This is a genomic window from Glycomyces salinus (assembly GCF_016428645.1).
GTDB classification, from domain to species: domain Bacteria; phylum Actinomycetota; class Actinomycetes; order Mycobacteriales; family Micromonosporaceae; genus Glycomyces; species Glycomyces salinus.
Genome location: NZ_JAELXW010000038.1, coordinates 42426 through 67472, shown reverse-complemented (window position 1 = coordinate 67472; position 25047 = coordinate 42426). Strand labels below are relative to the sequence as shown.

Sequence of the window (25047 nt, the reverse complement as noted above, 5' to 3'; positions counted from 1 at the left end):
TGGGTCCTCGCCATAGCCGGACCGCAAACCGCTTCGGGCCCAACGCCCCACCGGAATCGGGGCCCACGTGAAAACGATAGCCACCACTGGATATCTCCCCGGCGGGGTGGCAGGATAGGGCTGTGACGCCACGGAGGGAGACCACACCTGCGCGTGATTATGCCGAGGAGTACCGGCGGCTCCGCGCCCTGGTGGGGTCGGGACGAGTCGCCGAGGCCGTCGACGTCGCCACCACCATCGCCTACAACGCCCCCACCGCGCAGCGGCGCGCCCAGGCATGGCTGTTCATCCTCCAGGGCCAGATCGACCAGCGCTCCATCGCCGACATCCCCACCACCCTCGACCAGGCCGACTCGGCCGTCCGCCGCTGCCGCGACTACCGCCTCACCGGCGAGTACCACGCCCTGGCCGCCTGGTACCACCACCACCACGTCAAGAGCCTCCACTTCACCGCCCAGCACCTGGTGCTCGCCTCGCGCGCCCTCAGATCCATGAACGAGGCCAGCCAGGCCGCCGTCGACGCCTGGTACGACCTGGCCGTGGTCATGAGCAACTGCGGCTACCAGCAGCAGGCCACTGAGGCCCTCGACCAGTGCCACATGCTCGCCGACCGCATCGGCGTCCCCCGATCATCGGTCGAGGGCGTCGAGATCCGGGTCCGCGAGGCGCTCCTGGCCTACTACACCGGCGACCCACACGCCTGCATCGGCATGCTCCAACGCGAGGTCAGACGCGTCAAACCCCACCTGCACGACCTCGACACCCGCGAGATGGAGTGGATCCACTACGCGCTCGGGCGCCTCAGCCTGCTCGGTTTCGGCGAACGCTGGTCCGTCGAGCACTACCTGCCCTCGGTGACCTCCTCGGCCGAGGCGCTCGACCTGCGCGCCCTCGCCCGCGCCTCGCGCCTGATCGCCCAGGGCCGGGGGCCGGAGGCGATGCGGACCCTCGAGGAGCGCGAGATCGGCGACGAGACCATCGGCGTCATGGAGCCCGAGCACCTGCGGTCGCTGGCGCTGGTGGCGACCGGCGACCACGCCGAGTCGATCCTGGCCGCCCATCAGACCACCTATGCGCTCTACAAGCAGATCAACGAGTTCCACACGATCTACCTCGACTCGGCCGCGGCCCTGGTCGACCACGACCAGCTGCGCCGCGCCGCCGCCGGCTGGGCCGACCGGGCCAACACCGACGACCTGACCGGCCTGCCGAACCGGCGCAAGCTCGACGCGTTCCTGGCCGAGGTCGGCGGCGAGGGCATGATCGCCGTGCTCGACCTCGACGGCTTCAAGGCCGTCAACGACACCCACGGCCACCAGGCCGGCGACGCGATCCTCCAGCGCGTGGCCGCGCTGCTGTCGAGCGTGACCCGCTCGGGGGACCTGCTCGCCCGCACCGGCGGCGACGAGTTCATCATCGTCCTGCCCGGGGCCAGCGAGTTCGACGCCGACGCCGTGTCCGAGCGCATCCGGGTGGCCGTGGCCTCGGAGAACTGGGAGTACTCGGTGCCGGGCACACCCGTCGACGTGTCGATCGGGTGGGCCCGGCTGGTGCCCGGCGGCAACCCCGCGCAGACGCTGTGGGCCGCCGACCAGGCGATGTATCAGATGAAACGGTCTCGCAAGTCCTACTTAACGGCCGTCTCCTCGGTGCCTTCGGCGGGCTCGTCGCGGTAGTTCCCGATCCACTCGCGCTCGGGCCTGCGGCCGAGGTTGCCGAAGACGATCGCGGCGAGCAGGGCCAGACCGAAGCCCGGCAGCATCGAGTACACGTCGCCCCATGAGGCGATCGACTCGTTCCCGATGCCCGCCCAGTCGATGTTCTCCCACACCAGCACGACGGTCGCGCCGGTGACCATGCCGGCCAGGGCGCCCGCCCAGGTCATGCGCGACCAGTACAGCGACAGGATCACGATCGGGCCGAACGCCGAACCGAAGCCGGCCCAGGCGTAGGCGACGATGTCGAGCACCGATCCGCCGCGCAGCGCCAGGTAGTAGGCGATGATCGCGACCAGGACGACGGCGATGCGGCCGACCCAGACCAGTTCCTTGTCGGAGGCCTGCCGCTTGAAGTAGCGGCGGTAGAAGTCCTCGGTGACGGCGGTCGAGGCGACCAGGAGCTGGGAGTCGGCGGTCGACATGACCGCGGCGAGCACCGCGGCCAGGATGAGGCCGGCGACCCACGGGTTGAACAGGTCCTGGACCAGGACCAGGAACACCGTCTCGGAGTTGGCCAGCGGCTCGTCGAGGTAGGCGACCCCGGCCAGGCCGATGAACACCGCGGCGGCGAGGGTGACCAGCACCCAGCCGGTGCCGATGCGTCGGGCGGTGGCCACGTGCGCGGCCGAGCGGATGCCCATGAAGCGGGCGAGGATGTGCGGCTGGCCGAAGTAGCCCAGGCCCCAGGCGAGGAGCCCGGCGATGGCCACGAAGCTCAGCGAGGAGCCGGTGGCCCAGCCCTCTCCGGCGGTGAAGGCGGCCTCGTCGATCCAGTTGAGCAGGTTCGGGCTGGTGGCCTCGACGCCGTCGAACAGCGGGGTGAAGCCGCCGATGGAGAGGACGACCGCGATCGGGACGACCACCATGGCCAGGAACATCAGGGTGCCCTGGATGAAGTCGGTGAACGACACTGCCAGGAAGCCGCCGAGGAAGGTGTAGACGACGATGACGATCACGGCCACGGTGATCGCGATGTCGGGCTCGACGCCGAAGATGGTCTCGAACAGCAGGCCGCCGGCGACCAGGCCGGAGGCGACGTAAAGGGTGAAGAACACGCCGATGATGAGCGCCGAGACGATCCGCAGCAGGTTGGTGCGGTCCTCGAAGCGGGACTCGAAATAGGCCGAGAGGCTGATCGAGTTGTGGGCGCGCTCGGTGTAGGTGCGCAGGCGCGGGGCGACGAAGAGCCAGTTCAGGTAGGTGCCGGCGGCCAGGCCGATGGCGATCCACGCCTCGCCGATGCCGGCGGCGTAGACCGCGCCGGGCAGGCCCATGAGCAGCCAGCCGGACATGTCCGAGGCCTGGGCCGAGAGGGCGGCGGTGGGGGCGTTGAGGGAGCGTCCGCCGAGCGCGAAGTCCGAGAGCGTCTTGGTGCGCCGGTAGACCCAGACACCGATCAGGACCATGACGAGGAGATAGGCAATGAATGTGGAGATGATCGGACCAGATAGATCGACCATGTCTGAACCTCACAATCGAAGGTTTATGGGCAATGACGCGAATCATACAGTGGCTTGGATTGCATTTGAACCCCTGTTTATACGTCTCGTCTGGTCCTAGCCGCCGATCGATGTCCATTCGTTGCGGGTTCGTGGCCGATTCGGTGCGCCGAGTGCGGGCGGTGCGGACCCCTCCGACACTTTGATGCTAGAGCAATATCCCCTGCTGGGGAAGGGTTCCGAGGTGGCGGGCGTGCTACGATTGGTCAATCGTCCAAGGCGATCGACCAAGGAGTGTGCATGGCCGGACAGACCTCCGCCGACCGGGGCCGCGAAGCGAGAGCGAAGCTGCTCGCGGCCGCCAGGGAACTGATCGGGGAACTCGGCTGGGGAGCGGTGAGCACCCGCGTCCTCGCCGAGCGCGCGGGCGTGCGGCCCGGACTGGTCCACTACCACTTCGAATCGCTCCAGGCCCTGCTGCGCCGGGCCGTGGTAGACCAGATGGCGGAGGTGCTCGGCCCTGCCACCGCGGCCCTGGAGGCGGCGGACGACCCGGGCTCGGCCGTCGAGGCGATGCTGGCCGAGCTCGACCGCTACTCCGGAACCGACCCGGCCTCCCTGCTGTTCATCGAGGCATACCTGGCCGGGACCAGAGACCCCGAACTGCACGACCAGATCGCGGCCGTCCTGCGCGGCTTCCGCGCCGCCTTCGCCGAGGTGCTGCGGCGGTCCGGCCACCGCGACCCGGACGGCGCCGCGGCCCTCGTCGCCGCGGCCTTCGACGGGATCGTGCTGCACAAGGGCCTCGACCCCGACCTGAGCGCCGCCCGGCTCGCGCCGCTGGTCCGCGCCATCGCCGAACCGAACCACGAAACGAAGGGAACACGCGAATGAAGGCCGTTGTCTGCGGAGCGGGAATCACCGGACTCGCCCTGTCCGGGCGCCTGCGCCATCACGACTGGGAGGTCACCGTCGTCGACCACGCGCCGGGGCCGCGCACCCAGGGCTACATGATCGACTTCTTCGGCCCCGGCTACGAGGCCGCGGCCGCGATGGGGCTCGATGAGAAGCTGCGCGAGTTCGCCAGCCCCACAGAGAAGTTCAGCTACGTCGACGAACGCGGCCGCGAGCGGGTGAGCGTCGGCTACGACCTGTTCTCCGAGGCCCTCGACGGCGAGATGGTCAGCATCATGCGCCCCGACCTGGAACGGCTGCTTCGCGAACGGGTCGCCGACAGGGTCGAGCTGCGCTACGGGACCACCGTGGAGAGCATCGACGAATCCGGGGAGGGCCACGGAGGCAAGGCGGTCCTGTCCGACGGCAGCGTGGTCGAGGCCGACCTGATCGTCGGCGCCGACGGCATCCACTCCCGCATCCGCGAGCTGGCCTTCGGGCCCGAGCGCGACTGCCTGCGCTTCCTGGGGATGCACACCGCCGCCTACGTCTTCGAGGACGCCGAGGTCTTCGAGCGGGTGAAGGGACGGTTCGTGCTCACCGAGACGCTCGACCGGCAGATGGGCTTCTACGGGCTCGGAGAGGGCAGAGTCGCGGTCTTCGCCGTGCACCGGGTCGCCGACCCGGCGCTGCCGGACGATCCGCGCCAGACGCTGTGCCGCGACTACGCCGGAATGGGGGACCTCGCCGAGAGGGCGCTGGAGAAGTGCCCGCCGGACTCGGAGATCTACTACGACCAGGTCGCGCAGATCGTGACGCCGGAATGGACGCGAGGACCGGTCGCGCTGGTCGGGGACGCGGCCTACGCGGTGTCACTGGTCGCCGGGCAAGGGGCCTCGCTGGGCATGGCCGGCGCGTACCTGCTGGCCGAACGCCTCGCCGCAGGCGAGCCCGGATCCGCCGACCCCGGTGCGGCGGTGCCCGCGGCGCTGGCCGACTGGGAGGCGCGGATGCGCCCGATCGCCGAGCACCGCCAAGAGGCCGCGCGCGACCGCGTGACCGAGTGGTTCCTGCCGAGGACGAAGACGCGGCTGGTGCTGCGCCGGTGGGGTTTCAGGGCGATGAACCTCCCGGGCCTCAAGCGGATCATGGTCGGCCCGCTGTTCCCGAAGGACCACGACAAGGTCACCGACCTGGCGGTGCGCTGACCGGACCGGGAGGTCCCAGGACCAACCGACCGGGCGCGCTAGTCGGGCGCCTCGCCGATCGCCTCGGACACCGCCTCGGCGGCCAGCGCCCGCACCACGTCCGCCGACGCCTCCACCGCGCCGGTCGCCGCGGCCACGAACGCGTCGCCGTCCATGCGCGTGTGCACCGGGCTGACCGCCCTGGCCAGGCCGTCGTGCGCCCCCTGCGCCACCAGGCAGCACTCGACCTTCGTCAGCCGCGCGTTCGTCGCCACCACGCCGATCGTGGTGTTCCGCCCGAACGCCACCGGGAAGCCCTCCGGCCGCAGCAGGTCGCGGTCGAGCCGACCCGGCTCCCCGAAGGCGTTCACCGCCGCGACCGCGCTCACCGTCAAGTCGCCGGACCGCAGCGTCGCCGACCGCAGCCCCGAGGGCAGCGAGACGCCCCTCCACTGCCCGACCGTCGCCCCGCGCCCGGCGCCGACCGGCCCGGTGGCCTCGGTCACCCCGTCCGAACGGGCCGACTCGCAGGCCGCGTAGCCCTCCTCGGGGCCCGGCACGACCCCGCTCCCGTCCAGGTCGTACAGGCCCAGCGTCGGCACGATCGGCACCACCCCGCCGGGCGTGGCCACGCCCTGTCCGCGCTCGGCCAGCCATCGCATCACCCCGTCGGCGGCGGCCAGACCGAACGCCGAACCGCCGGTCAGCAGCACCGCGTCGATGCCCGCGTTGCTGCGCAGCGGGTCCAGCAGCTCGATCTCGCGGCTGGCCGGGGCGCCCCCGCGCACCTCCCCGGACGCCGGCGTGGGCCCGTCGAACAGCAGCGCCGTGCACCCGGTCCGCTCGCCGGTCCAGTGGCCGACCCGGATCCCCAAGTCCCTCATGCCGACACACTACCGCCACCTGCGCGTAACGAGCCGGTATAGATAGATAACCGAACGGTAACTTAGATCTCTATGGACAGTGGTGCGGGATACATGTGACGCACGCAAAAACCCTGGATTTTACGCTTGCCCACCCCATAGCATTGATGACGAAGCCGGGAGCTGAGCGAAGAAGCGGCAATCCCGTTCGAACCCCGCTCCCGGTCCGATGCTCAGGCATCGGCCCGCCGCCGTCGACAAAGGCGTCATCGACGAGCGGTTCATCCCCGAGAAAATCCACTATCCGGCACACCCGCCGGGAAGGAACGATCATGCACGAATTCATGGGTGCTTACCTCGCAGTCGACGCCGCCAACACCGCCGCCACCTCGGCGCTCCCGAACGCTCCGGTCGTCGACGACGGCCGCGCGAACAAGCCTTACGTCGTCGGCGCCACCGCCAGCGACAAGGTCCGGTTCTCGACCGCCGGCGTCCTCCGCCGCGTGGCCAACCGGGTCGAGCGCCGCGCCCTGACCCGCGCCGCCTAACGGGGGCGACGGTGCCAGGGCACCCAGAAGGTGTCAGGCCAAAGACTGCAAACTCAAAACACACACGGACGCGCTGAGCCGCACGGCCAGTGCGTTTCGTCTTGCCCGACCGGAGGACCCGCACGGACGCGTCGGCGCCGCAACGCGATGACACGCTGGTACATCGAATACCGGATTCCGCTGCGCTGACACTTAGCTTGGGAGACATGGTCACCCATCAGCATGAGATCCCGATCCGCCTCTTCCAGAAGCGGCCGGAACTGGCGGCGGAGCTGCTCGTCAAGACAGTCGGTGCGGCCCTGCCCGCGTATTCGAGTGTCGAATCCGAGTCGGAGGCGCTGACGGACAACGATCCGATCGAGCTCAACTGCGACAACGTGGCGTTGTTCCGTGACCAGTTCGGCAAGGCGGTCTTCTCGATTATCACCGAGATCCAGCGCGGCCGCGACGACGACAAGCTCTGAGGAATACATGAGCCTGACGTATGAGCAGTATCTTGAGAGCCCGGCAGGCCAACTCGAACTCAAAGGTGAGCGTCGCGGAGAGATCAAGTCACTGCTGAAGCTGCTCGACCTGCGGGGAATCGAGGTCTCGGACAGTGCAAGGGAGCAGATCGAGGGATGCACCGATGAGGATACGGTCGACCGCTGGTTCTCGCGGGCCGTGAATGCCTCCAGCGTCGAAGAGATCTTCGACTGACAGACGTACGCAGGGAGGGGACCGGCGAAGCCGGTCCCCTCCCTGCGTCTCGAATCAGATCAGGCGTGCCAGCCTGGGATCGGGTAGGACTTGCAGAATTCTCGGATCTCGGCGGCGATGGTGTCGAGTTCCGATTCCTTCTCGGCCTTGGCCGCGGCGATGACGCGGTCGATCCAGGCCGCGATGCGGTCCATGTCGGGCTCGGTCATGCCGCGGGTGGTCACCGCGGCGGTGCCGATGCGCAGGCCCGACGGGTCGAACGGCTTGCGGGTGTCGTAGGGGACGGCGTTGAAGTTCAGCTCGATCCCGGCCGCGTCCAGGGCCTTGGCCGCGGGCTTGCCGCCGATCTCCTTCCGGGTCAGGTCGGCGAGGATCAGGTGGTTGTCGGTGCCGCCGCTGACCAGGTCGAAGCCGCGCTCGGACAGGGCCTCGGCCAGGGCCTTCGCGTTCTTGACGATCTGGGCCGCATAGCCGGAGAACGACTCCTGCGCGGCCTCGCGGAGGGCGACCGCGATCGCCGCGGTGGTGTGGTTGTGCGGGCCCCCCTGGAGTCCGGGGAAGACGGCCTTGTCGATGGCCTTGGCGTGCGCGGCGTCGCACATGACCATCGCGCCCCTCGGGCCGCGCAGCGTCTTGTGCGTGGTGGTCGAGACGACGTCGGCGTGCCCGACCGGGGTCGGGTGCGCGCCGCCGGCGACCAGGCCGGCGATGTGGGCGATGTCGGCCAGCAGGACCGCGTCGACCTCGCGGGCGATGGCCGCGAAGCCCTCGAAGTCGATCGTGCGGGGGATGGCGGTGCCGCCGCAGATCATCATCTTCGGGCGCTCGGCGCGGGCGAGCTCGGCGACCTCGTCGAGGTCGACCCGGCCGGTGTCCTTGCGGACCCGGTAGGGCACCGAGTTGAACCACTTGCCGGTGGCCGAGACGGTGTGCCCGTGGGTCAGGTGGCCGCCCATGTCCAGGGCCATGCCCATGACGGTGTCGCCGGGCTTGAGGAAGGCCATGTAGACGGCCAGGTTCGCGGGCGAGCCCGAGTAGGGCTGCACGTTGGCGTGGTCGGCGCCGAACAGCTCCTTGGCGCGGGCGATCGCCAGCTCCTCGACCTGGTCGATGTACTGCTGGCCCTCGTAGTAGCGCCTGCCGGCGTACCCCTCGGAGTACTTGTTGGTCAGGATGGACCCGGTCGCCTCCATGACCGCTTCGGAGACGTAGTTCTCGGAGGCGATGAGGCGGATCTTCTCCGACTCCCGCCGTCCCTCCTCCTCGATGAGCCGCTCGATCTCGGGGTCGGCGGCGGCGAGGTCAGCGGTCAATGCCTCATAGGCGTCGGTCATGCGAATGCTCCTTGTCGAACGGCATGATCAGCACGGCGACCGGGCAGGTGGCCTGATGGACTGAGCATAACCGCCCGGCCGGGCCCGAATCGACCGCGTTTGGGCCCGCTGAGAGCTGCGCCAAGTCGCGGCTCGGCGGGCCCGCGCGTGCCGTATGTGACTGGATCAGGCACGCGAGACTCCATTGCGTACACGAAGTACGGTGCGATGTATGTCACCTAGAACCGCTGCCAAGGTCATGGGCGTCGGCTTCGCGGTAGCCGCGACCGCCGCGCTCGCCCAGCTCGGCCTGGCCTACGGATTCGGCCTGCTGTCCTGGGCCGACGCAGCCCCCGACTCCGCCTCTTCCGTCATCGACTACCGCGAGCACGCCAACCAGGCGTGGGTCGCCTGGTTCTCCGCGGCCTCCTGCGTGGTCGGCGGCCTCGCCTCCGGCGTCTTCGGCTCGCGCAGCGAGGCCGCCGAGTCCCCGCTCGTCCGCCTCGGCGCGGTCCTGGCCTCGGCCGTCGGCGGTTTCGCCGCGGGGCCGCTGGTCGCCGTGTCCGCCGAGCAGGGCGCCGCCTTCGCGTCCTTCCCGTCCGACCCGCTGCTGGCCTCCGGCGTCGGCGCGGCCGTCGGACTGGTCCTGACCCTCATCGGCCTGGCCTCGCGTGCGGTCGCGGTCAACGTCGGCGCCTCGGTCGCACTGATCTGGGTCCTGGCGATCCTGGCCGTGTTCGTCGAGGTCGGCGAGCCGACCACCCCGGTCGTGCAACTGGCCGTCTGGGGCTCATGGGCCGGTCCCGATTCGGCGCTGGGGCAGCGCGGGCTCTCGATAGCCGTGCCGTACCTGATCGGCTCGGCCCTCATCGGCGCGATCGTCGCCGCCATGGCCCGCCGCGTCCCCATCTCCAACTCCGGTTACCGGATCGCCGCCGCCTCCGGCATCGCCGGGCCCCTCATCGTCACCGTCGCCCACCTGGTCGCCGGGCCCAGCCGCGTCGACAACCCCGAGTCGATGGCCGTCGTCCAGCTCGGCCCCTACGCCGCGATCGCCGGAATCCTCGGCTCCCTGATCGTGGCCGCCGTCCCCCGCTCCGGCGGGCAGATCGACGACTCGGCCGCTCCGGCGTCCCCCGAACCGGAGACCGAGCGGAAGGACTCGACCGGGATCGAGACCGCGCCGGGCTGGACCGTCCCGGCCGCCCCCGAATCGGCCTTCTCCGACTCCCGCTCGGGCGAGACTGAGCAAATTCACGGCTCCGCAGGCGTCGCCGAGACCAAGTCGATGCCCGGCGGGCCCGACGAGGCCGCCCCCGCCGAGTCCGACCCCGACGTGGACTGGGTCCAGGACCTCAAACCGGTCGGCGGCGGCACGCTCACCGCCGACCCCGAGGCCGACCGAGGGACCGAGGACAAGACCGCCGAGGCCAAACCCAAGCGGCGCACCAAGAAGACGACCAAGCGCGCCCGCCGCAGGAAGCTCGAGACCCCCGCCGAGGAGACCCCCGAGCAGGAGGACTAACGGTTCAGACCTCCCACTCGTGGACCGGTCTGCCGTCGGCCGCCTGCGCCGCGTAGTCGAGGGCCATCGCCCGCAGTGCGTCGGACCGCTCCATGCGATGGCGGTGCTCGGCCACCCGCACCCTGGCCACCTGCCAGGACGAGCCGTTGACCCCGCGGCGGCACCGCTGCTCGACCACGCCGAGGAACCGGTCGGCGTCGCGGCCGCCCACGCCCATCGACGAGAGCCCTTCGGACGCCAGCGGCAGCAGCTCCTCGAGCACCAGCCGTCGGGCCGGAATCCGGCCCAGGCCCGGCCAGAACTGGTCGGCGTGGATGCCGTGCCGGGCCGCGTTCTCGAAGTTCGCCGTCGCCTGCGCGAAGTCCAGCCCGGCCGTCAGCTCCTCGGCCCGTTCGGCGAAGTAGCTGACCAGCCCGTAGAACAGCGCCATGTTCGCGCAGATGTCGACCGCGGTCGGCCCTGCCGGCAGGACCCGGTTCTCCACCCGCAGGTGCGGGCGGCCCGAGCGGATGTCGTAGACCGGCCGGTTCCACCGGTAGATGCTGCCGTTGTGGAATCGCAGCTCCCGCAGGTTCGGCACGCCGCCGTCGGCGACGACCTGGAGCGGGTCCTCGGGGTCGCAAAGCGGTAATAGCGGCGCGAAGTGCTTGTAGTTCTCGTTGAACAGGTCAAGGACGCTGTCGATCCAGCGCGCGCCGAACCAGGCCCGCGGCAGCGCCCCGGCGGCCCGCTCGGCCGCCGCGCGCGTGTCGGTGCCCTGCTCGAACAGCACGATCCGGGTCTCGGCCCACAGCTGCCGCCCGAACAGGTAGGGCGAGTTCGCGCCCACCGCCAGTTGGACGCCGGCGATGGCCTGCGCGGCGTTCCAGTAGCGGGCGAAGGACTCCGGAGCGAGCTGGAGGTGGAACTGGACGGAGGTGTTGGCCGACTCCGGGGCGATGTTGGCGCACGAGTAGCGGACCGACTCGGCGCCGCTGATGTCGATGAGGAGGTCCTCGCCGCGGGCGGCCATGATCCCGTCGTTGAGCACCCGGTAGCGCTCGGCGCGCGAGAGCATCTCGATGTCGATGTGTTCGGTGAAGAGGGTGGGAATGGTGCCGATGGGGCAGACGTAGGTCCCGGCCTTCTCGGCGGCCTCCCGGACTTCCTCTAGCGCCGCGGCCAGGTCGGACTCGTACCAGGAGAGCCCGGCCCCGTCGAGCAGCCGGGGCGGCAGGTTCAGCTCGAGATTGTGCGCGCCCAGCTCGTGCTGGGCACTGTAGAGGGCCTCCTCGTCCCCAGTGGTGTGCAGGTACTGCAGGACGGCCTCGCTGGCGAAGGCCGGATCCCCGTTGTGCTCCAACAGGTCCAGCTCCAATTCGATGCCGGTGAGGGGACGCTCGCCGTCCAGCCTCCGATCGGCCAGCAGCTGCGCGAGGGCATCGCGTCCGGCTTGGAGCTTGGCTCGGTAGGCGGTCTGATCCCAGTGGCGCAGAGCGGAACCGCTGACCTCGTCGCCCATATTCTCCTCCCCAGGAATCGATGGGTCACCCAGGAATCGATTTGGTTCATCAACCTTAAGACGCTAGGTAGCCTCACAGCTACCCGAGGAGACGGGTAAACGTCCCAGATCGAGTGGTTCACACGCATATTAGGGATCAGTCACCGACAGTGGTGTCGGAAGGTTGACACAACCCGGTCCGCCGCCGCGACGGTGAGTGCACTTCCAGGCAATGAGTAGTATCGGCGCGTGACCGAACAGCGCGCCCCCATAACCGGCCCGGCGGATTTCCTCGCCGTCAAACGCGGTGGCGGCATGATCACCATGCTGAGCCAGCGCGGAGCATCCTACTTCTCCTACCTCGCATGGCGCGCGGGTCTCAAGCCCAGCCACCTGACCCTGATCGACCTGCTCCTCGGCGTGGCCGCCTCGGCCGCGGTGATCGCCTACATCCCGGTCGCCCGCGACGGCGCACCCTGGTGGCCGGTGGCTTCGGCCGTCCTCGTCGCCTGGCACGTCGCCTACATGCTCGACTGCTCCGACGGGCAGCTCGCACGTGCGACAGGGCAGGGATCGGAAGCCGGCGCGAGGACCGACATCCTCTCCGACGTGGCCATCCAGTCCTCGGTGGTCGCCGTCGTCGTCGCCGTGACCGACGCCTACACCCCGGCCGTCCCCGCCTGGGCCGGCGCGGTCTTCGCGGGCCTGTGGATGACCAACCTCGTGACCTCCGTGATGGCCAAAGAGGACGACGGAGTATCCCTGGTGAAATCCGACAACATCGTCATCCGGCTGGTCAAGCTCGTCCGCGACTACGGATTCGTCATCACCGTCATCGGCCTGGCCCTGCTCTGGCCCGAGGCGATGGTCGTCGTCATGCTCGGATTCGGAGCGGTCAACGCGCTCTTCCTCTCGGCCTCCATAGCCGCCAACGCCCGCCGCTCACTCGGCTAGGACCTCTTCGTAGATGTCGATCAGCCGCCGCAGGACCACTTCGGGGGAGAAGACCTTCTCGTACCGCTCGCGCGCGTAGTCCGCGTAGCGCTCGACCAGGTCGTGGACCTCCCCGAACGCCGCGGCGAGCGCCCGCGGCTCGGGTGCGGCGCCGTGGCCTGCCGGCCTGGCGGTGTCCAGGCCCGCGATGAACGGCCCGCCGCCGATATCGGTGACGACCAGCGCGCGCCCCGCCGCGAGCGCCTCGATGCCCGAGGTCGGCAGGATGTCCCGCCAGATCGAGGGGATCACCACCGCCGCCGACGCCGCCAGGGCCGCGTCCCGCGCCGCCGGGTCGAGCTGTCCCAGGTACTCGACGCCGTCCGCTTCGGCGGCCCGCTCCACCAGCGGCCGCAGCGGACCGTCGCCGGCGATGCGCAGCGGCACGTTCACCTTCGCCTCGCGCCACGCCTCCAGCAGCAGCTCCACGCCCTTCTCCGGCACCAGGCGGGCCGCGAACAGGAAGCCCTCGCCGAGCGGCATCGGCCCCGGGTCCGCCACCGCGTTCGGCTTGACCCTGATGCGGTCGGCCTCGATCCCGATGCCCCGCAGGTAGTCGGCCATCGCGTCGGTCAGCGCGACGAAGCGGTCCACGGTCCGCCACGTTCCCTGGTGGACCCCCAGCGTGAGTGCCATCACCGCGCTCTGCGCGCGCGAGCCCCGGTAGCAGGAGTGCAGCACCCCCGGCGCGTTCCACCGCTTCCCGTGGCAGTCGGTGCAGTCGTGGCCGTCCCTGAAGTAGAGCCCGTTGACGCAGTCGTGCCGGTAATTGTGGATGGTCTGCACCACCTTCACCCCGTGCCGGTGCGCGGTCCGCACCACCGACGGCGACAGCAGCGGGTACGGGTTGTGCAGATGCAGCAGGTCCGGGCGCTCGCGCTCGATCAGCGCGGCCAGGTCCCGCTGCGCGGCGGCCGCGTGGATCGGCGAGACGGCCAGCGCCGCCTTGCGGTGGGCCGGAAGGGAGGCGATCTCGTCCGAGGACCGCAGGAAGGGCACCACCTCGACCCCTGCCTCGCGCAGCGCCCCGATCTCGTAGTCCACGATCGTGTTCTCGCCCGAAGGCTGCGCCGAGGAGTACCGGTTGTGTGCGATGACGATCTTCACAGGATTTCCCTCACACAGTCTCCGGGTGGCGCGCACGGCTTTCAGTTCGGCCGAAGATACCTCAATCAGGGAATAGGTGTAGGTTGTCGGGTACTGTGTCGGCGGGCCCCCCGGTAGAGGTCCCGAAGCCTGATCTCCCCCGCGGACACCTACCTCCACCATAAGCTGACGACCGCAGGGATTTGCAGTGGCGACAAGCCTGGAACGTCCAGCAAATGATCTCCACGGAAGTGGGGGTGCTCCGATCGAACGGACGGGGACTCGTGTGACCGGTGCCGGTGCCAGCAGGAAAGGCGATCCGAAGCTCGTCACCAACGGGGTCACCCGTTCGGCTTGGCGACGCCTCGCCCGGGTCTCGCGCTGGCACCGCGCCTACCGGGCCGCGCTCGTCGGCGTCGACTTCATCGCCGCGTTCATCGCCTCGGTGATCGCGGTCAACCTCACCCCTCACGCGAACGCCGGGTTCGACCACGGCACCGAGATGGTCCTCTACCGCTACATCGTCTGGCTGCTGCTGCCGCTGGCCTGGGTCGCGGTGCTGTGGGCCAACGGCGGCTACGACCGCCGCTACTTCGGGACCGGCAACGACGAGTTCAAGCGCGTCGTCCGCGCCTCGATGTTCATGCTCGCGCTCGTCTCGTTCCTGGCCCTGACGTTCAAGGCCGACGTCTCGCGTGCGGCCGTGGCGGTCATCCTGCTGTCGGCGGCCCTGCTCATCGCCGGCAGCCGCTACGCCGCCCGCCTGGCCCTGCACAAGGCCCGCTCCTTCGGCCGCGCCGTCCAGCGGGTCATGCTCATCGGCTCCTACCCCGAGACGATGGACGTCTACCGCACTGTCCGCCGCAACAGCGCCGCCGGGCTGGTGCCGGTCGGCATCTACGTCACCGAGGGCGCCTCCTCGGTCCGCGACCTCGACACGCCCGTGCCGGTCTTCGCCGGGACCGACGTGGTCACCTGCGCCGAGCAGATCAAGGCCGACACGCTCGCCGTCTGCGGCACCGCCTCGACCGAGAAGGCCGACCTGCGCCGCCTGGCCTGGCAGCTCGAGGGCACCGGCCGCGACCTCATCGTCGCCCCGCAGCTGACCGACATCGCCGGCCCCCGCGTGCACATCCGGCCGGTCGAGGGATTGCCGCTGCTGTTCGTCGAGGAGCCCAAGATCTCCGGCATCGGCTGGCTGATCAAGAACATCCTCGACTCCACCTGCTCGGTGATCGGCCTGATCCTCCTGTCGCCGGTGTTCGCGGCCATCGCCATCGCCATCAAGCTCGACAGCCCCGGCCCGGTGTTCTTCCGCCAGGCCCGCGTCGGCCGCGACGGCGAGACCTTCCGCTGCTGGAAGTTCCGCACCATGTACATCGACGCCGAGGAGCGCCAGGCCGCGCTCATGATGCACAACGAGTCCGACGGCCTGCTGTTCAAGATGAAGGACGACCCGCGCATCACCCGCGTGGGCCGGTTCCTGAGAAGGACGTCACTCGACGAGTTCGCCCAGCTCATCAACGTGGTCCGGGGTGAGATGAGCCTCGTGGGGCCGCGCCCGCTCCCGGCCGAGAACGGCGACTTCCTCGGCGACGTCCGCCGCCGCCTGCTCGTCCGGCCCGGCATCACCGGCCTCTGGCAGGTCTCGGGCCGCTCCGACCTGTCGTGGGACGACGCGGTCCGCCTCGATCTCTACTACGTCGACAACTGGTCTCTGACCACCGACCTGCAAATTCTTTTCCGCACGGTCGCTGTAGTGTTGCGGCGAAAAGGCGCTTACTGAGGCATTACGTCCCGGTGAACGAGCGCTGAACGCTGATAGTCTGGGGAGTTGATGACTACTTACGGAACAGGCAGTCGAATCCTCGTCACGGGTGGCGCGGGCCTGGTGGGCTCCCACCTGGTCGACGCGCTCCTCGAACGCGGCTGCGCCGTGACGGCCGTCGACAACTTCTCCACCGGCTCGGCGGCGAACCTGGCCGCCCACCCCCGCCTGACCGTCGTCGAGGCCGACGTGACCGAGGGCCTCCCGGTCGGCGACGAGCCGTTCGACGCCGTCCTGCACTTCGCGTGCCCGGCCAGCCCCGTGGACTTCGCCACCCTCCCGGTCGAGATCCTCCGGGTCGACTCGGTCGGCACCCTGCACGCCCTGGACCGCGCCCTGGCCGACGGCGCCCGGTTCCTGATGGCCTCCACCTCCGAGGTCTACGGCGACCCGCAGGTCCACCCCCAGCCCGAGACCTACTGGGGCAACGTCAACCCCATCGGCATCCGCTCCTGCTACGACGAGGCCAAGCGCTTCTCCGAGGCCGCCGTCGCCGCCTACCACCGGCACAAGGGCCTGGACGCGGCCATCGTCCGGATCTTCAACACCTACGGGCCCCGCATGCGGCCCGACGACGGGCGCTTCGTCCCCACCTTCATCAGCCAGGCCCTGGCCGGGGAGCCCCTGACCGTCCACGGCGACGGCTCCCAGACCAGGTCCCTGTGCTACATCGACGACCTGGTGCGGGGCCTGGTCCTGATGCTGGAGTCGGGCGAGTACGGCCCGGTCAACCTCGGCACCGAGTACGAGCTGACCGTCCGCGAGACCGCCGAGCTGGTCATCCGCCTCACCGGCTCGTCCTCGGCCATCGAGTACACCGACCGGCCCGACGACGACCCCGAGCGCCGCCGCCCCGACCTGAGCGCCGCCCGCGAGCTGCTCGGCTACGAGCCCCAGGTCCACTACGAGGCCGGCCTCAAGGCCACCATCGACTACTTCGTCGCGGGGCCCCAGGGCTCCGACGCCACCGCCGGTCGTGGACGGCCGCGCGGTGCGGTCGTCGCTTAAGCTAGCGACATGACCTATTCCGGTTCCAACTACCGGGGCGCGGCCTCGGTGCCCCCCTCCGGCGGCCCGCAGGACGCCCGCGTGGCGGAGGCGGCCTCGGGCCCGACCCGCCGTGGCCTGATCGGCTCGGCCGTCGGCCTGGTCGCCTCGCTTGCCGCGGCCGGCGGGGGCGTGGCGTTGTGGACGACCACCCGGAACGCCAACGAGAACCTCGACCGTCCCTTCGACCTCGAGGGCATCCCCGAGGACGGGCGCCCCGACAAGCTCAACGGGGCGATGAACCTCCTCATCATCGGCTCGGACGCTCGCTCCGACGACCAGGAGAACGCCCGGTCGGACACCTCGATCCTCATGCACGTCAACGAGGACGGCACCGAGGCCTACGGCATCTCGATCCCGCGCGACCTGTACGTGTACATCCCCGAGTTCTCCGACGCCGAGTTCTACCCCGAATACACCGGCGCGAAGGACAAGTTCAACTCGGCCTACGCCTGGGGCGGGACCCCGCTGACGGTGATGACCGTCGAGGAGCTCAGCGGCACGCGCGTCGACCACGTCGTGGAGATCGACTTCCCGGGCCTGGTCAAGGTCGTCGACGCCCTCGGCGGGGTCGAGATGGACATCGAGTGGGCCGACGCGCCCGACTACTACGACGAGTCGGGCGTGACCTCCATCCACGAGCCCTACCGCTTCTTCCCGGCCGGGCCCAACACGCTCACCGGCGAGGAGGCCCTCGACTACGTCCGCCAGCGGTACCAGTGGGTCCGCGGCGACTTCGCCCGCATGCAGCACCAGCAGGAGCTCATCAAGGCCATCATGGACTCGGCCACCAGCTCCGGGGTGCTCACCTCGCAGTCGACGCTGCGGGCGTTCATCGAGTCGGTCTCCGGCGCGGTCAAGGTCGACACCGAGTTCAACGTGGTCGAGACCGGCATCGGGCTGATCGGCCTGCGCAGCGACGACATCGAGTTCGTGACCACGCCGAACCTCGGCGCCGGCTCCTCGCCGGTCGGGTCGGCGGTCTTCTACTACGAGGACGAGGACAACAACGTCCCCAATGCCGAGGCGGCGGCCCTGTGGGAGGCCGTGCGCGAGGACCGCGTGGGCCGGTGGATGGACGACCAGGCCGAGGAAGAGGACTCCGAAGAGGGGGAGTAGCTGCCGTCCACAGGAGTATGAAAATCACTCGTGTGGTTGGTGTGCTTGATGATTCGCCGCGCACCGCGTGTGACTGAAGGGGCCTTCGGTGCCGATCCCGCACTCGGGCAGCGCGATCACCGGTCGTACCATGGTCGGAACGAACCTTCGACGAAGAGGTGGTCCGATGAGCGAAGAATCCTCCGTCTTGTCCGGTGAAGACCCGGCGTACAAGCCCGAATTCGACATCTCCAAACCCACCATCGCCCGCATCTACGACGCGATCCTCGGCGGCAAGGACAACTTCGCCGCCGACCGAGAGGGCGCCGACGCCTACATGAAGTACGTGCCCAGCTCGCGCGAGGTCGCCCTCGACAACCGCGCGGGCCTGTCCAAGGGCGTGCGGTATATGGCGGAACAGGGCATTGACCAGTTCCTCGACGTCGGCGCGGGGCTGCCGACGATGGAGAACACCCACGAGGTGGCCCAGGCGGTGAATCCGAACGCGAAGGTCGTCTACGTCGACAACGACCCGATCGTCCTCGCGCACGGACGCGCCCTGCTGGCGACGAAGGAGTCGACCACCATCGTCACGGCCGACCTGCGCGAACCCGAGTCCATCCTGAACGACGCCGAAGTCAAGCGCATGATCGACTTCTCCCGTCCTGTCGGGTTGATGGTCGTGGGACTGTTCATGCACTTCCACGACGACGAGCGCCCCGGCGACTGGGTCAAGACCCTGCTGGACGCCTGCCCCAGCGGGTCCTATCTGTTCATGACCGACTTCGCCGACACCGGCGAGCCCCAGCAGGCGGCGATCGAGAAGGCCGGCCTCGAGAGCCTCGGCAACGGGTGGGTCCGCAAGCCCGAGAAGATCAAGGAGCACTTCCACGGTCTACCGTTGGTCGAGCCCGGCCTCGACTGGGTCTCGCGCTGGTTCCCCGGCGAGCCGGACCGCGAGGTCCCGGCGGCCGAGGACCTCGAACCGCACCTGCGGATCATGATGGCCGGCATCGGCTACAAAGAGTAAGCCCCGGAATCGGACACGGCGCGCGGCCCGGGCCGCGCGCCTTCTTCGTGCCCGCTCAGTAGCGCTGGTCGATGATCTCGCGCAGGATGCCGGGCGTCTCGTCGGGCCGGGCGGCCTGGATGCACAGGTGCTCCATGGCGCCCTGGTAGGAGTCGAGCTCGTCCTCGCGGTCGAGGTACAGGCCGCTGGTGAGGTGCTCGAGGTAGATGATGTCGCTGATCTCGTCGTCGGCGAACCGCAGCCAGGTGAACGCGCCGCCCGCACCCGAGTGCTCCCCGGAGGAGAAGGGCATGATCTGGATCTTCACGTTCGGCAGCTGCGAGAACTCGATCAGCGCCTCCAACTGGGCGCGCATCACCTTCCGCCCGCCGAAGGGCCGGTGCAGGGCGGCCTCGTCGATGACCGCCCACAGGCTGACCGGGTTCTCCTTGGTCAGCAGCTTCTGCCGGGAGATGCGCACGTTCACCCGGTCGTCGATCTCCTGGAGCGGGATCCGGCCGTAGCCGATCATGAAGACCGCCCTGGCGTACTCCGGGGTCTGGAGCAGACCGGGGATGAACTGGACCTCGTAGGTGCGGATCAGCGAGGCCGCGTCCTCGAGGTCCAGATAGGCGCTGAACCAGTTCGGCAGGGCCTCGCCGTAGCGGTGCCACCATCCGGGCTTGTTGGCGTCCTTGCACAGGTTCAGCAGCCGCTCGATCTCGGCGTCGTCCTCGATGCCGTACATCCGCAGCAGGTCTTCGACGTCGCGGAGCTTGAACCGGACCTTGCCCAGCTCCATGCGGCTGATCTTGGACTCCGAGCCGCGAATCGCGAAGCCCGCGTCGAAGCGGCTGATGTCGTTCGCCTCCCGCAGGCGCCGGAGGTAGCCGCCCAGGATCATGCGCAGCGCGGTGGGGCCACCGGTGGCGTTGCCGGCGGGCGGCTCCATCGTGGTCACCTCTCCATCACCTCCTCGCGCGCGGGGCCGGGGCCCGGAAACGAAAAGCTCACCTTGACAGGGTAGCCGGAAGGGCTCCCTCGCCAAGGTGAGCGTGCGGCACGGCGGCCGAGGCCACCGGTCGCGACCGCCTCTAGGCGAGCAGGTTGTCGAAGTCGCCGTCCTTGGCGCCCCCGACGAGGGCCTCGATCTCGGCGACGGTGTAGACCAGCGCCGGACCCTCGGGGTCGCGGGAGTTGCGGACCGCGATCTCCTCGCCGCCCGGCAGGGCCGCCATCTCGACGCAGTTGCCGTTCGGGTTCGAGCGGCGGCTCTTCTGCCAAACGATCGATGACGGCAGGTCCCCCGCGGGGATTCCATTGCGCGCGTTGTCCATAGAGATTCCTTCCACCAATGGCCGGCAGGTCCGGCCGGATTCCCTTGTTCCCTTTCGACCGGCTCGGGGGCGCGGCGCGAGCCCGGAACACGCCCCCACCTTTCGTGCGTGCACCGGGCCTCACCCGCGGTTCCTTCGCCGGTATTGATCAGTGTTTCACATCACGCTGCGTACGCGCACGGGAGGGTGCGCGTTCCGATGCGCGCCCAAATGCACGTGCATCTGCCCGGTGTCGATGCATGCTACGATGGATGTGATAATGCACATAGACACGGGCGCGCTCCATGTGCGATCGTGATTCCAGACTCGTTGCGCTAACCGGCGTTCGGGACTGCGACCGGCGAGAGTCCCTGCGGCAACCGCCATCGCGACCGAGCGTCCTAAATCTCCATAACCGGATCAGTCGTACTAGTAGTGTCGGCCGGGCCCACCCGGCAGGACTTGATCGCCCGGAGAGGGGTTGGGTGCCATGGTGGATGGCCTACAGACTCGGCAGGCCGCGCCACGGGCGGCCGCGGCGGGAAAGCTGCGGAGCTCAATGTGCCAGCAGGTCATGGCGATCGAGTACGACAGAGGCGGCAGGGCGGTCTACCGCTGCGCCCTTTCGTGCGGAAAGCACTTCGCCGACGCCGAACACGTCAGGGCCGGGCTGCTGTGGCATTACCGCAGCCGCGGGATGGGGCAGCACTACGGGATGCCGGACGACGAGCTCGCGGAGGCGATGTTCGACTCGCTCCAGCTCGCGTGGGTCCGCGACGGCGACATTTACACGGCCCGCTTCCGATAGCGGGCGAGAAGCAGACTTTGCTCCGTTTGGTGGGAAGACTCGGGGAGGCCGGTGGGGGCCTCCCCGAGCTCCGCATGGGCTGAGCCCTGCGTTGGCTGCATTGATTCCGGCGACTGGTCGACCACCGGATGCTGCGACTTGACCGGTAATCATACCAGCCGCCGCCGGAATCCGGTATGGCCGTGCCGGCATGGGCGTGCAATAGTTAGGTAGACCTAACTGAGGAGCGGTATGGCTGAAGAGCGGAAGGGGCGGCGGAGCCCCCGTACCTGGCTCGGCGAGGTGCTGCGGATCGAGCGGCTCAGCCCGCACATGGTCCGGCTGGTGCTCGGCGGGACCGGGCTGGACGGATTCGAGGCCGGGGAGTTCTCCGACCACTACCTCAAGCTGCTGTTCGGCGTCGAGGGCGTCGACTACGGCGAGCCGTTCGACCTGGGGCGCATACGCGAAGAGTTCCCGCGAGAGCAGTGGCCGCGCATGCGGACCTACACCGTCAGGCGCTGGGACGCGGCCGCCCGCGAGCTGTGGGTGGACTTCGTCGTCCACGGCGACCGGGGCCTGGCCGCGCCCTGGGCCGAGCGGGCCCGGCCCGGCGACGTGCTGCGATTCTCCGGACCCGGCGGCGGCTACGCGCCCGACCCGGACCTGGACTGGCACTTCCTGGCCGGCGACGAGAGCGCCCTTCCGGCGATCGCCGCGAGCCTGGAGCGCCTGGCCCCGGGCGCGCGCGCCCACGCGTTCGTCGAGATCCCCGGGCCCGAAGACGAGCTGCCGGTCAAGACCGACGGCCAGGTCCGCCTCGAGTGGATCCACCGCGGGGACACACCGCCCGGGCGGGCGCTGGTCGAGGCCGTGAGCGGATTCGCCTTCCCCGCCGGGGACTGCGACGCGTTCGTGCACGGCGAGGCCGGTGCGGTGCGCGAGATCCGGCGCCTGGTGCGCTTCGAGCGCGGCGTCCCGCGCGAGCGGCTCTCGGTCTCCGGTTACTGGAGACTGGGCCACGACGAGGACGGCTGGCAGGCGGGCAAGCGCGAGTGGAACCGCCAGGACGAAGAGGACGAGGCCGCCCGAACCTAGGCGGAGCGGGCCTCCGGCCCCGAGGTGCTGGGGGCGGAGGCCCGGCCGGTTCCTTCCGGGCGGGGCGACCGGAGGCGTCTGCGCCCGCTCGAGTAAAGCAATCGATTGCATCGAAGTTCGACTATATTATAGATACAAGACAATACCGCAAAATTTCGGGCCTGTCAGGACCGTCCTCGGCCGCCGACGCAGATGCCCGCACGCATCGCTTGGGTCCCGGCACTTGACCGCCCTACAATCGTTTGCGTACTTTGATGGACGATCATCGATCGCAGCGAGTGGACAGGGGACCCCTCCCGTGGCAGTGACAATCAAGGACGTCGCCCGCGAGGCGCAAGTCCACATCTCCACCGTCTCGCGGGCCCTGTCCATGCCCCACCGGGTCCGGCCCGAGACCCGCGCGCGCATCCTCGAGGCCGCCCGCCGCCTCGGCTACCAGCCCAGCCGCGTCGCCCGCGCCCTGACCACCGGCCGCACCTACAACATCGGCCTGGTCGTGGCCGACATCGCCAATCCGTTCTTCCCGCCGATGATCAAGGCCGCCGAGCACACCGCCCGCGCCCGCGACTACCACCTGTTCGTCGCCGACGCCTCCGAGGACCCGGCCATCGAGGCCGAGCTGGTCGACGCGCTCGCCAAGCAGGTCGACGGAGTGGTCCTGTGCGCCCCGCGCATCTCCAACGCCAACATCGACCGCCTCGCCCAGAACATCCCACTGGCCCTGGTCAACCGCAAGATCGACGGCATCCCCTCGGTCACCATGGACCTGGCCGAGGGCGCCCGCCTGGCCGTCACGCACCTGCTCGACCTCGGGCACCGCCGCCTGGCCTACGTGGCCGGCCCCCGCCAGTCCTGGACCAACACCCAGATCCGCCGCTCGGCGGCGGGCACCGTGGGCGACGAGGCCGAGATCGAGGTCATCGGCCCCAACACCCCCAACGAGAAGGCCGGCACCGAGGTGGCCAAGCGCATCGCCGAATCCGGCGTCACCGCCGTCCTGGCCTACAACGACCTGCTCGCCATCGGCCTCATCCAGGGCCTGACCGACCTCGGGGTGGACGTGCCCGGCGACGTCAGCGTCATCGGCATCGACGACACGGTCCTGGCCAGGCTCGCCAAGCCCAGCCTGACCACGATCATCGTCCCCACCGCCGACGCCGGGACCGCCGCGATCGACCTGCTGCTCCAGTACGCCGGGGGCGACTCCGACCTCGGCTCCCGCCCGGCCGCGCACGTCTCGCTGCCGACCAAGCTCGCCGTCCGCGACTCGACCGCGCCCCCGCCGTAGCGTTCGGTAGCTCCATCGGCCGTTTCTGTTGACACCTCGTGTTTCACATGCTGGGATAAAGGTATGTTCGAGGAAGGCCAATACTTCGCACCGGTCACCACCGGAGAAGACGGGTCCGTCGAAGTCGAGCTGGGCCAATCGCACCCCGGCTTCGCCGACCCCGAGTACCGCGAACGCCGCAACACCCTCGCGGCGCTCGCCATGGAGTGGCAGCCCGGGAAGCAGATCCCGACGGCCCACTACACCGACACCGAGAACGAGGTCTGGCGGAAGGTCAGCGCCGAACTGGCCGTCAAGCACCGCGCCCTCGCGGTCCGCGAATTCCTCGAGGCCGCCGAGGAGCTCGCGCTGCCCAAGGACCGCGTCCCGCAGCTGTCCGAGGTCTCGGAGGCGCTGGAACCGCTGACCGGGTACCGCTACCGTCCGGCCGCGGGCCTGGTCCCGCTCAGGCAGTTCTACAGCGTGCTCGCCGACGACCTCTTCTACGCCACCCAGTACATCCGGCACCACTCGATGCCGTTCTACACGCCCGAACCCGACGTGATCCACGAGGTCATCGGGCACGGGAACTCCCTGGCGGCCCCCAGGTTCGCCGACCTCTACCGCCTCGCCGGGCAGGCCACGAAGCGGGTCCGGACCGAGCGGGCGCTCGACTTCGTCTCGCGGGTCTTCTGGTTCACCCTCGAGTTCGGCGTCATGCGCGAGAGCGACGGCCTCAAGGCCTACGGCGCGGGCATCCTCTCCTCCTACGGGGAGATCGACGAGTTCCGCGGCATGACGATCCGCCCGCTCGACCTGCTCGAGATGGGCACGATCGAATACGACATCACCAAGTACCAGGACGTGCTGTTCGAGGCCGAGTCGATGGGCCACCTCGAGGACGTGGTCGGCCAGTTCTGGGCCACCTGCGACGACGATTCCATCGCCGCACTGCTCGCCAAGGCATAAGCGGGGAAGTGTGCCTTTCTCCATTCGCGCTCGGCCAGGATTGCTCAATCCCCCCTAGAGTGGTTTACTCTATACCCGCTAGAGTTGCCGCGATGATGGCGAAACCGATGAAACGCCGGGAGGTCATACGTGCACTTCAACGTGCCGGATGCGCCCCTCGGGGCACGGCCAAGCGTGGAGGTCATGACATCTGGCGCTGCGGATGCGGTGAGCACACTACAGCCGTCCCACGTCACAACATGATCACGCCAGGCACGATCAACAGCATCGCAAGGCAACTGCCGTGTCTTGAGGAAGGGTGGCTGAATTGACCCAGACCGTGAAAGCCGGCCGCTACGTCGTGACTGCGACCCGTTCGTTCGGGATGTGGGAACTCGACGTGCCCGGCGTAGGTGTCACTCAGGCCGAACGTGCCTCAGAGGCCGAGGACATGGTCCGCGACCTCATCGACATCCTCGCCGAGGACGATGCCGATAAGACCGAAATCCACATCGAATGGCACCTTGGAGGCGGCCTCGACGAAGAAGTCGCCGAAGCCGCCCGAGCCCGCCAGGAAGCCCAGGCAAAGAGCGAAGCCGCCGCGAAGGCTGCTCGCAACGCCGCCGCTCATATGAAATCCGCAGGACTGACCGGCCGCGACATCGCCGCCGTCCTCGGTGTCTCCGAGCAGCGGGTCTCACAGCTTCTCAACGCAAAGTCGAGTGGCGACCGGGCCAGACCAAAGACTGCTTGACGTCTCTGTGAGACTGCGATCTTCGATTGCCGTGATAACGGCACTCGAAGGAGTATGGATGGTGCCCCAGGCAGGAATCGAACCTGCGACCTGCGGTTTAGGAAACCGATGCTCTATCCCCTGAGCTACTGGGGCAACGCCAGAAGAGTC

General features: G+C 69.2%; 25 protein-coding genes and 1 tRNA gene. 18 read left to right on the top strand and 8 right to left on the bottom strand.

Annotated elements, in window-relative coordinates; translation table 11 throughout:
- Positions 1–122: 122 nt before the first annotated feature.
- On the top strand, positions 123–1676 hold the full coding sequence (locus JFB92_RS26600; RefSeq protein WP_199038734.1) for a GGDEF domain-containing protein: 1554 nt from the start codon (positions 123–125) through the stop codon (positions 1674–1676).
- On the opposite strand, the gene putP is transcribed toward JFB92_RS26600, so the two are convergent.
- Complete coding sequence (gene putP / locus JFB92_RS12375; protein WP_199038732.1) at positions 1628–3178, bottom strand: sodium/proline symporter PutP; 1551 nt, start codon at positions 3176–3178, stop codon at positions 1628–1630. The two genes, JFB92_RS26600 and putP, sit on opposite strands and share 49 nt — an antisense overlap.
- A gap of 279 nt (positions 3179–3457) precedes the next feature.
- Here putP and JFB92_RS12370 point away from each other — a divergent pair, with 279 nt between their 5' ends.
- On the top strand, positions 3458–4051 hold the full coding sequence (locus tag JFB92_RS12370; RefSeq protein WP_199038729.1) for a TetR/AcrR family transcriptional regulator: 594 nt from the start codon (positions 3458–3460) through the stop codon (positions 4049–4051).
- Positions 4048–5259 (top strand): FAD-dependent monooxygenase, encoded by a 1212-nt coding sequence (locus JFB92_RS12365; protein ID WP_199038726.1) that lies wholly within the window; start codon positions 4048–4050, stop codon positions 5257–5259. The genes JFB92_RS12370 and JFB92_RS12365 overlap by 4 nt, the downstream gene beginning before the upstream one ends.
- 38 nt (positions 5260–5297) lie before the next feature.
- Here JFB92_RS12365 and JFB92_RS12360 read toward each other — a convergent pair whose 3' ends face one another.
- Positions 5298–6122, bottom strand: coding sequence for a P1 family peptidase (locus JFB92_RS12360; RefSeq protein WP_199038723.1), 825 nt, complete (start codon positions 6120–6122; stop codon positions 5298–5300).
- Between the two features lie 311 nt (positions 6123–6433).
- On the opposite strand from JFB92_RS12360, the gene JFB92_RS12355 reads away from it, so the two are divergent.
- From JFB92_RS12355 to JFB92_RS12345, 3 genes are all read left to right on the top strand, one after another.
- Complete coding sequence (locus tag JFB92_RS12355) at positions 6434–6649, top strand: hypothetical protein (protein WP_199038719.1); 216 nt, start codon at positions 6434–6436, stop codon at positions 6647–6649.
- A 206-nt stretch (positions 6650–6855) separates the two neighbouring features.
- Positions 6856–7113, top strand: a complete 258-nt coding sequence (locus JFB92_RS12350) for a hypothetical protein (RefSeq protein WP_199038716.1) — start codon at positions 6856–6858, stop codon at positions 7111–7113.
- A gap of 7 nt (positions 7114–7120) precedes the next feature.
- Positions 7121–7348 (top strand): hypothetical protein, encoded by a 228-nt coding sequence (locus JFB92_RS12345; RefSeq protein WP_199038713.1) that lies wholly within the window; start codon positions 7121–7123, stop codon positions 7346–7348.
- Between the two features lie 59 nt (positions 7349–7407).
- Here the strand turns inward: JFB92_RS12345 and glyA are convergent, their stop codons facing one another.
- Positions 7408–8682 (bottom strand): serine hydroxymethyltransferase, encoded by a 1275-nt coding sequence (glyA, locus tag JFB92_RS12340; protein WP_199038710.1) that lies wholly within the window; start codon positions 8680–8682, stop codon positions 7408–7410.
- Positions 8683–8893: 211 nt separating this feature from the next.
- On the opposite strand from glyA, the gene JFB92_RS12335 reads away from it, so the two are divergent.
- The gene (locus JFB92_RS12335; protein ID WP_199038707.1) at positions 8894–10186 is read left to right on the top strand and encodes a hypothetical protein; all 1293 of its coding nucleotides are present in this window, start codon (positions 8894–8896) and stop codon (positions 10184–10186) included.
- Between the two features lie 4 nt (positions 10187–10190).
- Here the strand turns inward: JFB92_RS12335 and JFB92_RS12330 are convergent, their stop codons facing one another.
- On the bottom strand, positions 10191–11687 hold the full coding sequence (locus JFB92_RS12330; protein ID WP_199038704.1) for a glutamate-cysteine ligase family protein: 1497 nt from the start codon (positions 11685–11687) through the stop codon (positions 10191–10193).
- Between the two features lie 294 nt (positions 11688–11981).
- Here JFB92_RS12330 and JFB92_RS12325 point away from each other — a divergent pair, with 294 nt between their 5' ends.
- Entirely contained in the window at positions 11982–12620 is a 639-nt protein-coding gene (locus JFB92_RS12325; protein ID WP_199038801.1) for a CDP-alcohol phosphatidyltransferase family protein, read from the top strand.
- Here JFB92_RS12325 and JFB92_RS12320 read toward each other — a convergent pair.
- Positions 12609–13766 (bottom strand): glycosyltransferase family 4 protein, encoded by a 1158-nt coding sequence (locus tag JFB92_RS12320; protein WP_199038701.1) that lies wholly within the window; start codon positions 13764–13766, stop codon positions 12609–12611. The two genes, JFB92_RS12325 and JFB92_RS12320, sit on opposite strands and share 12 nt — an antisense overlap.
- Before the next feature lie 265 nt (positions 13767–14031).
- On the opposite strand from JFB92_RS12320, the gene JFB92_RS12315 reads away from it, so the two are divergent.
- From JFB92_RS12315 to JFB92_RS12300, 4 genes are all read left to right on the top strand, one after another.
- Positions 14032–15531 (top strand): sugar transferase, encoded by a 1500-nt coding sequence (locus JFB92_RS12315; RefSeq protein ID WP_307789127.1) that lies wholly within the window; start codon positions 14032–14034, stop codon positions 15529–15531.
- 51 nt (positions 15532–15582) lie between these two features.
- Positions 15583–16581, top strand: coding sequence for a UDP-glucuronic acid decarboxylase family protein (locus JFB92_RS12310; protein ID WP_199038699.1), 999 nt, complete (start codon positions 15583–15585; stop codon positions 16579–16581).
- Positions 16582–16590: 9 nt separating this feature from the next.
- Positions 16591–17739 carry an LCP family protein gene (locus tag JFB92_RS12305; protein ID WP_199038698.1) on the top strand — a complete coding sequence of 383 codons (1149 nt, stop codon included), beginning with the start codon at positions 16591–16593 and terminating at the stop codon, positions 17737–17739.
- A 166-nt stretch (positions 17740–17905) separates the two neighbouring features.
- Positions 17906–18748, top strand: a complete 843-nt coding sequence (locus JFB92_RS12300) for an SAM-dependent methyltransferase (RefSeq protein ID WP_199038696.1) — start codon at positions 17906–17908, stop codon at positions 18746–18748.
- A gap of 55 nt (positions 18749–18803) precedes the next feature.
- Here the strand turns inward: JFB92_RS12300 and JFB92_RS12295 are convergent, their stop codons facing one another.
- Together JFB92_RS12295 and JFB92_RS12290 are read right to left on the bottom strand one after the other, a co-directional pair.
- Positions 18804–19679: a Sco1979 family transcriptional regulator gene (locus JFB92_RS12295; protein WP_233163056.1), complete on the bottom strand. Its 876-nt coding sequence runs from the start codon at positions 19677–19679 to the stop codon at positions 18804–18806.
- A 142-nt stretch (positions 19680–19821) separates the two neighbouring features.
- Positions 19822–20064 carry a DUF397 domain-containing protein gene (locus JFB92_RS12290; protein ID WP_199038694.1) on the bottom strand — a complete coding sequence of 81 codons (243 nt, stop codon included), beginning with the start codon at positions 20062–20064 and terminating at the stop codon, positions 19822–19824.
- Between the two features lie 538 nt (positions 20065–20602).
- Here JFB92_RS12290 and JFB92_RS12285 point away from each other — a divergent pair.
- The 6 genes from JFB92_RS12285 (at position 20603) to JFB92_RS12260 (ending at position 24897) form a co-directional block, all read left to right on the top strand.
- On the top strand, positions 20603–20851 hold the full coding sequence (locus JFB92_RS12285; RefSeq protein WP_199038692.1) for a hypothetical protein: 249 nt from the start codon (positions 20603–20605) through the stop codon (positions 20849–20851).
- A gap of 231 nt (positions 20852–21082) precedes the next feature.
- The gene (locus tag JFB92_RS12280; RefSeq protein WP_199038690.1) at positions 21083–21928 is read left to right on the top strand and encodes a siderophore-interacting protein; all 846 of its coding nucleotides are present in this window, start codon (positions 21083–21085) and stop codon (positions 21926–21928) included.
- 298 nt (positions 21929–22226) lie between these two features.
- Positions 22227–23216, top strand: a complete 990-nt coding sequence (locus tag JFB92_RS12275) for a LacI family DNA-binding transcriptional regulator (RefSeq protein WP_199038687.1) — start codon at positions 22227–22229, stop codon at positions 23214–23216.
- A 63-nt stretch (positions 23217–23279) separates the two neighbouring features.
- Positions 23280–24164, top strand: coding sequence for a phenylalanine 4-monooxygenase (locus JFB92_RS12270; RefSeq protein ID WP_199038684.1), 885 nt, complete (start codon positions 23280–23282; stop codon positions 24162–24164).
- 92 nt (positions 24165–24256) lie between these two features.
- Complete coding sequence (locus tag JFB92_RS26950; protein WP_199038681.1) at positions 24257–24475, top strand: type II toxin-antitoxin system HicA family toxin; 219 nt, start codon at positions 24257–24259, stop codon at positions 24473–24475.
- Entirely contained in the window at positions 24463–24897 is a 435-nt protein-coding gene (locus JFB92_RS12260; protein WP_199038678.1) for a sigma-70 family RNA polymerase sigma factor, read from the top strand. The genes JFB92_RS26950 and JFB92_RS12260 overlap by 13 nt, the downstream gene beginning before the upstream one ends.
- 59 nt (positions 24898–24956) lie before the next feature.
- On the opposite strand, the gene JFB92_RS12255 is transcribed toward JFB92_RS12260, so the two are convergent.
- Positions 24957–25032, bottom strand: a tRNA-Arg gene (locus JFB92_RS12255).
- Between the last annotated feature and the right edge of the window lie 15 nt (positions 25033–25047).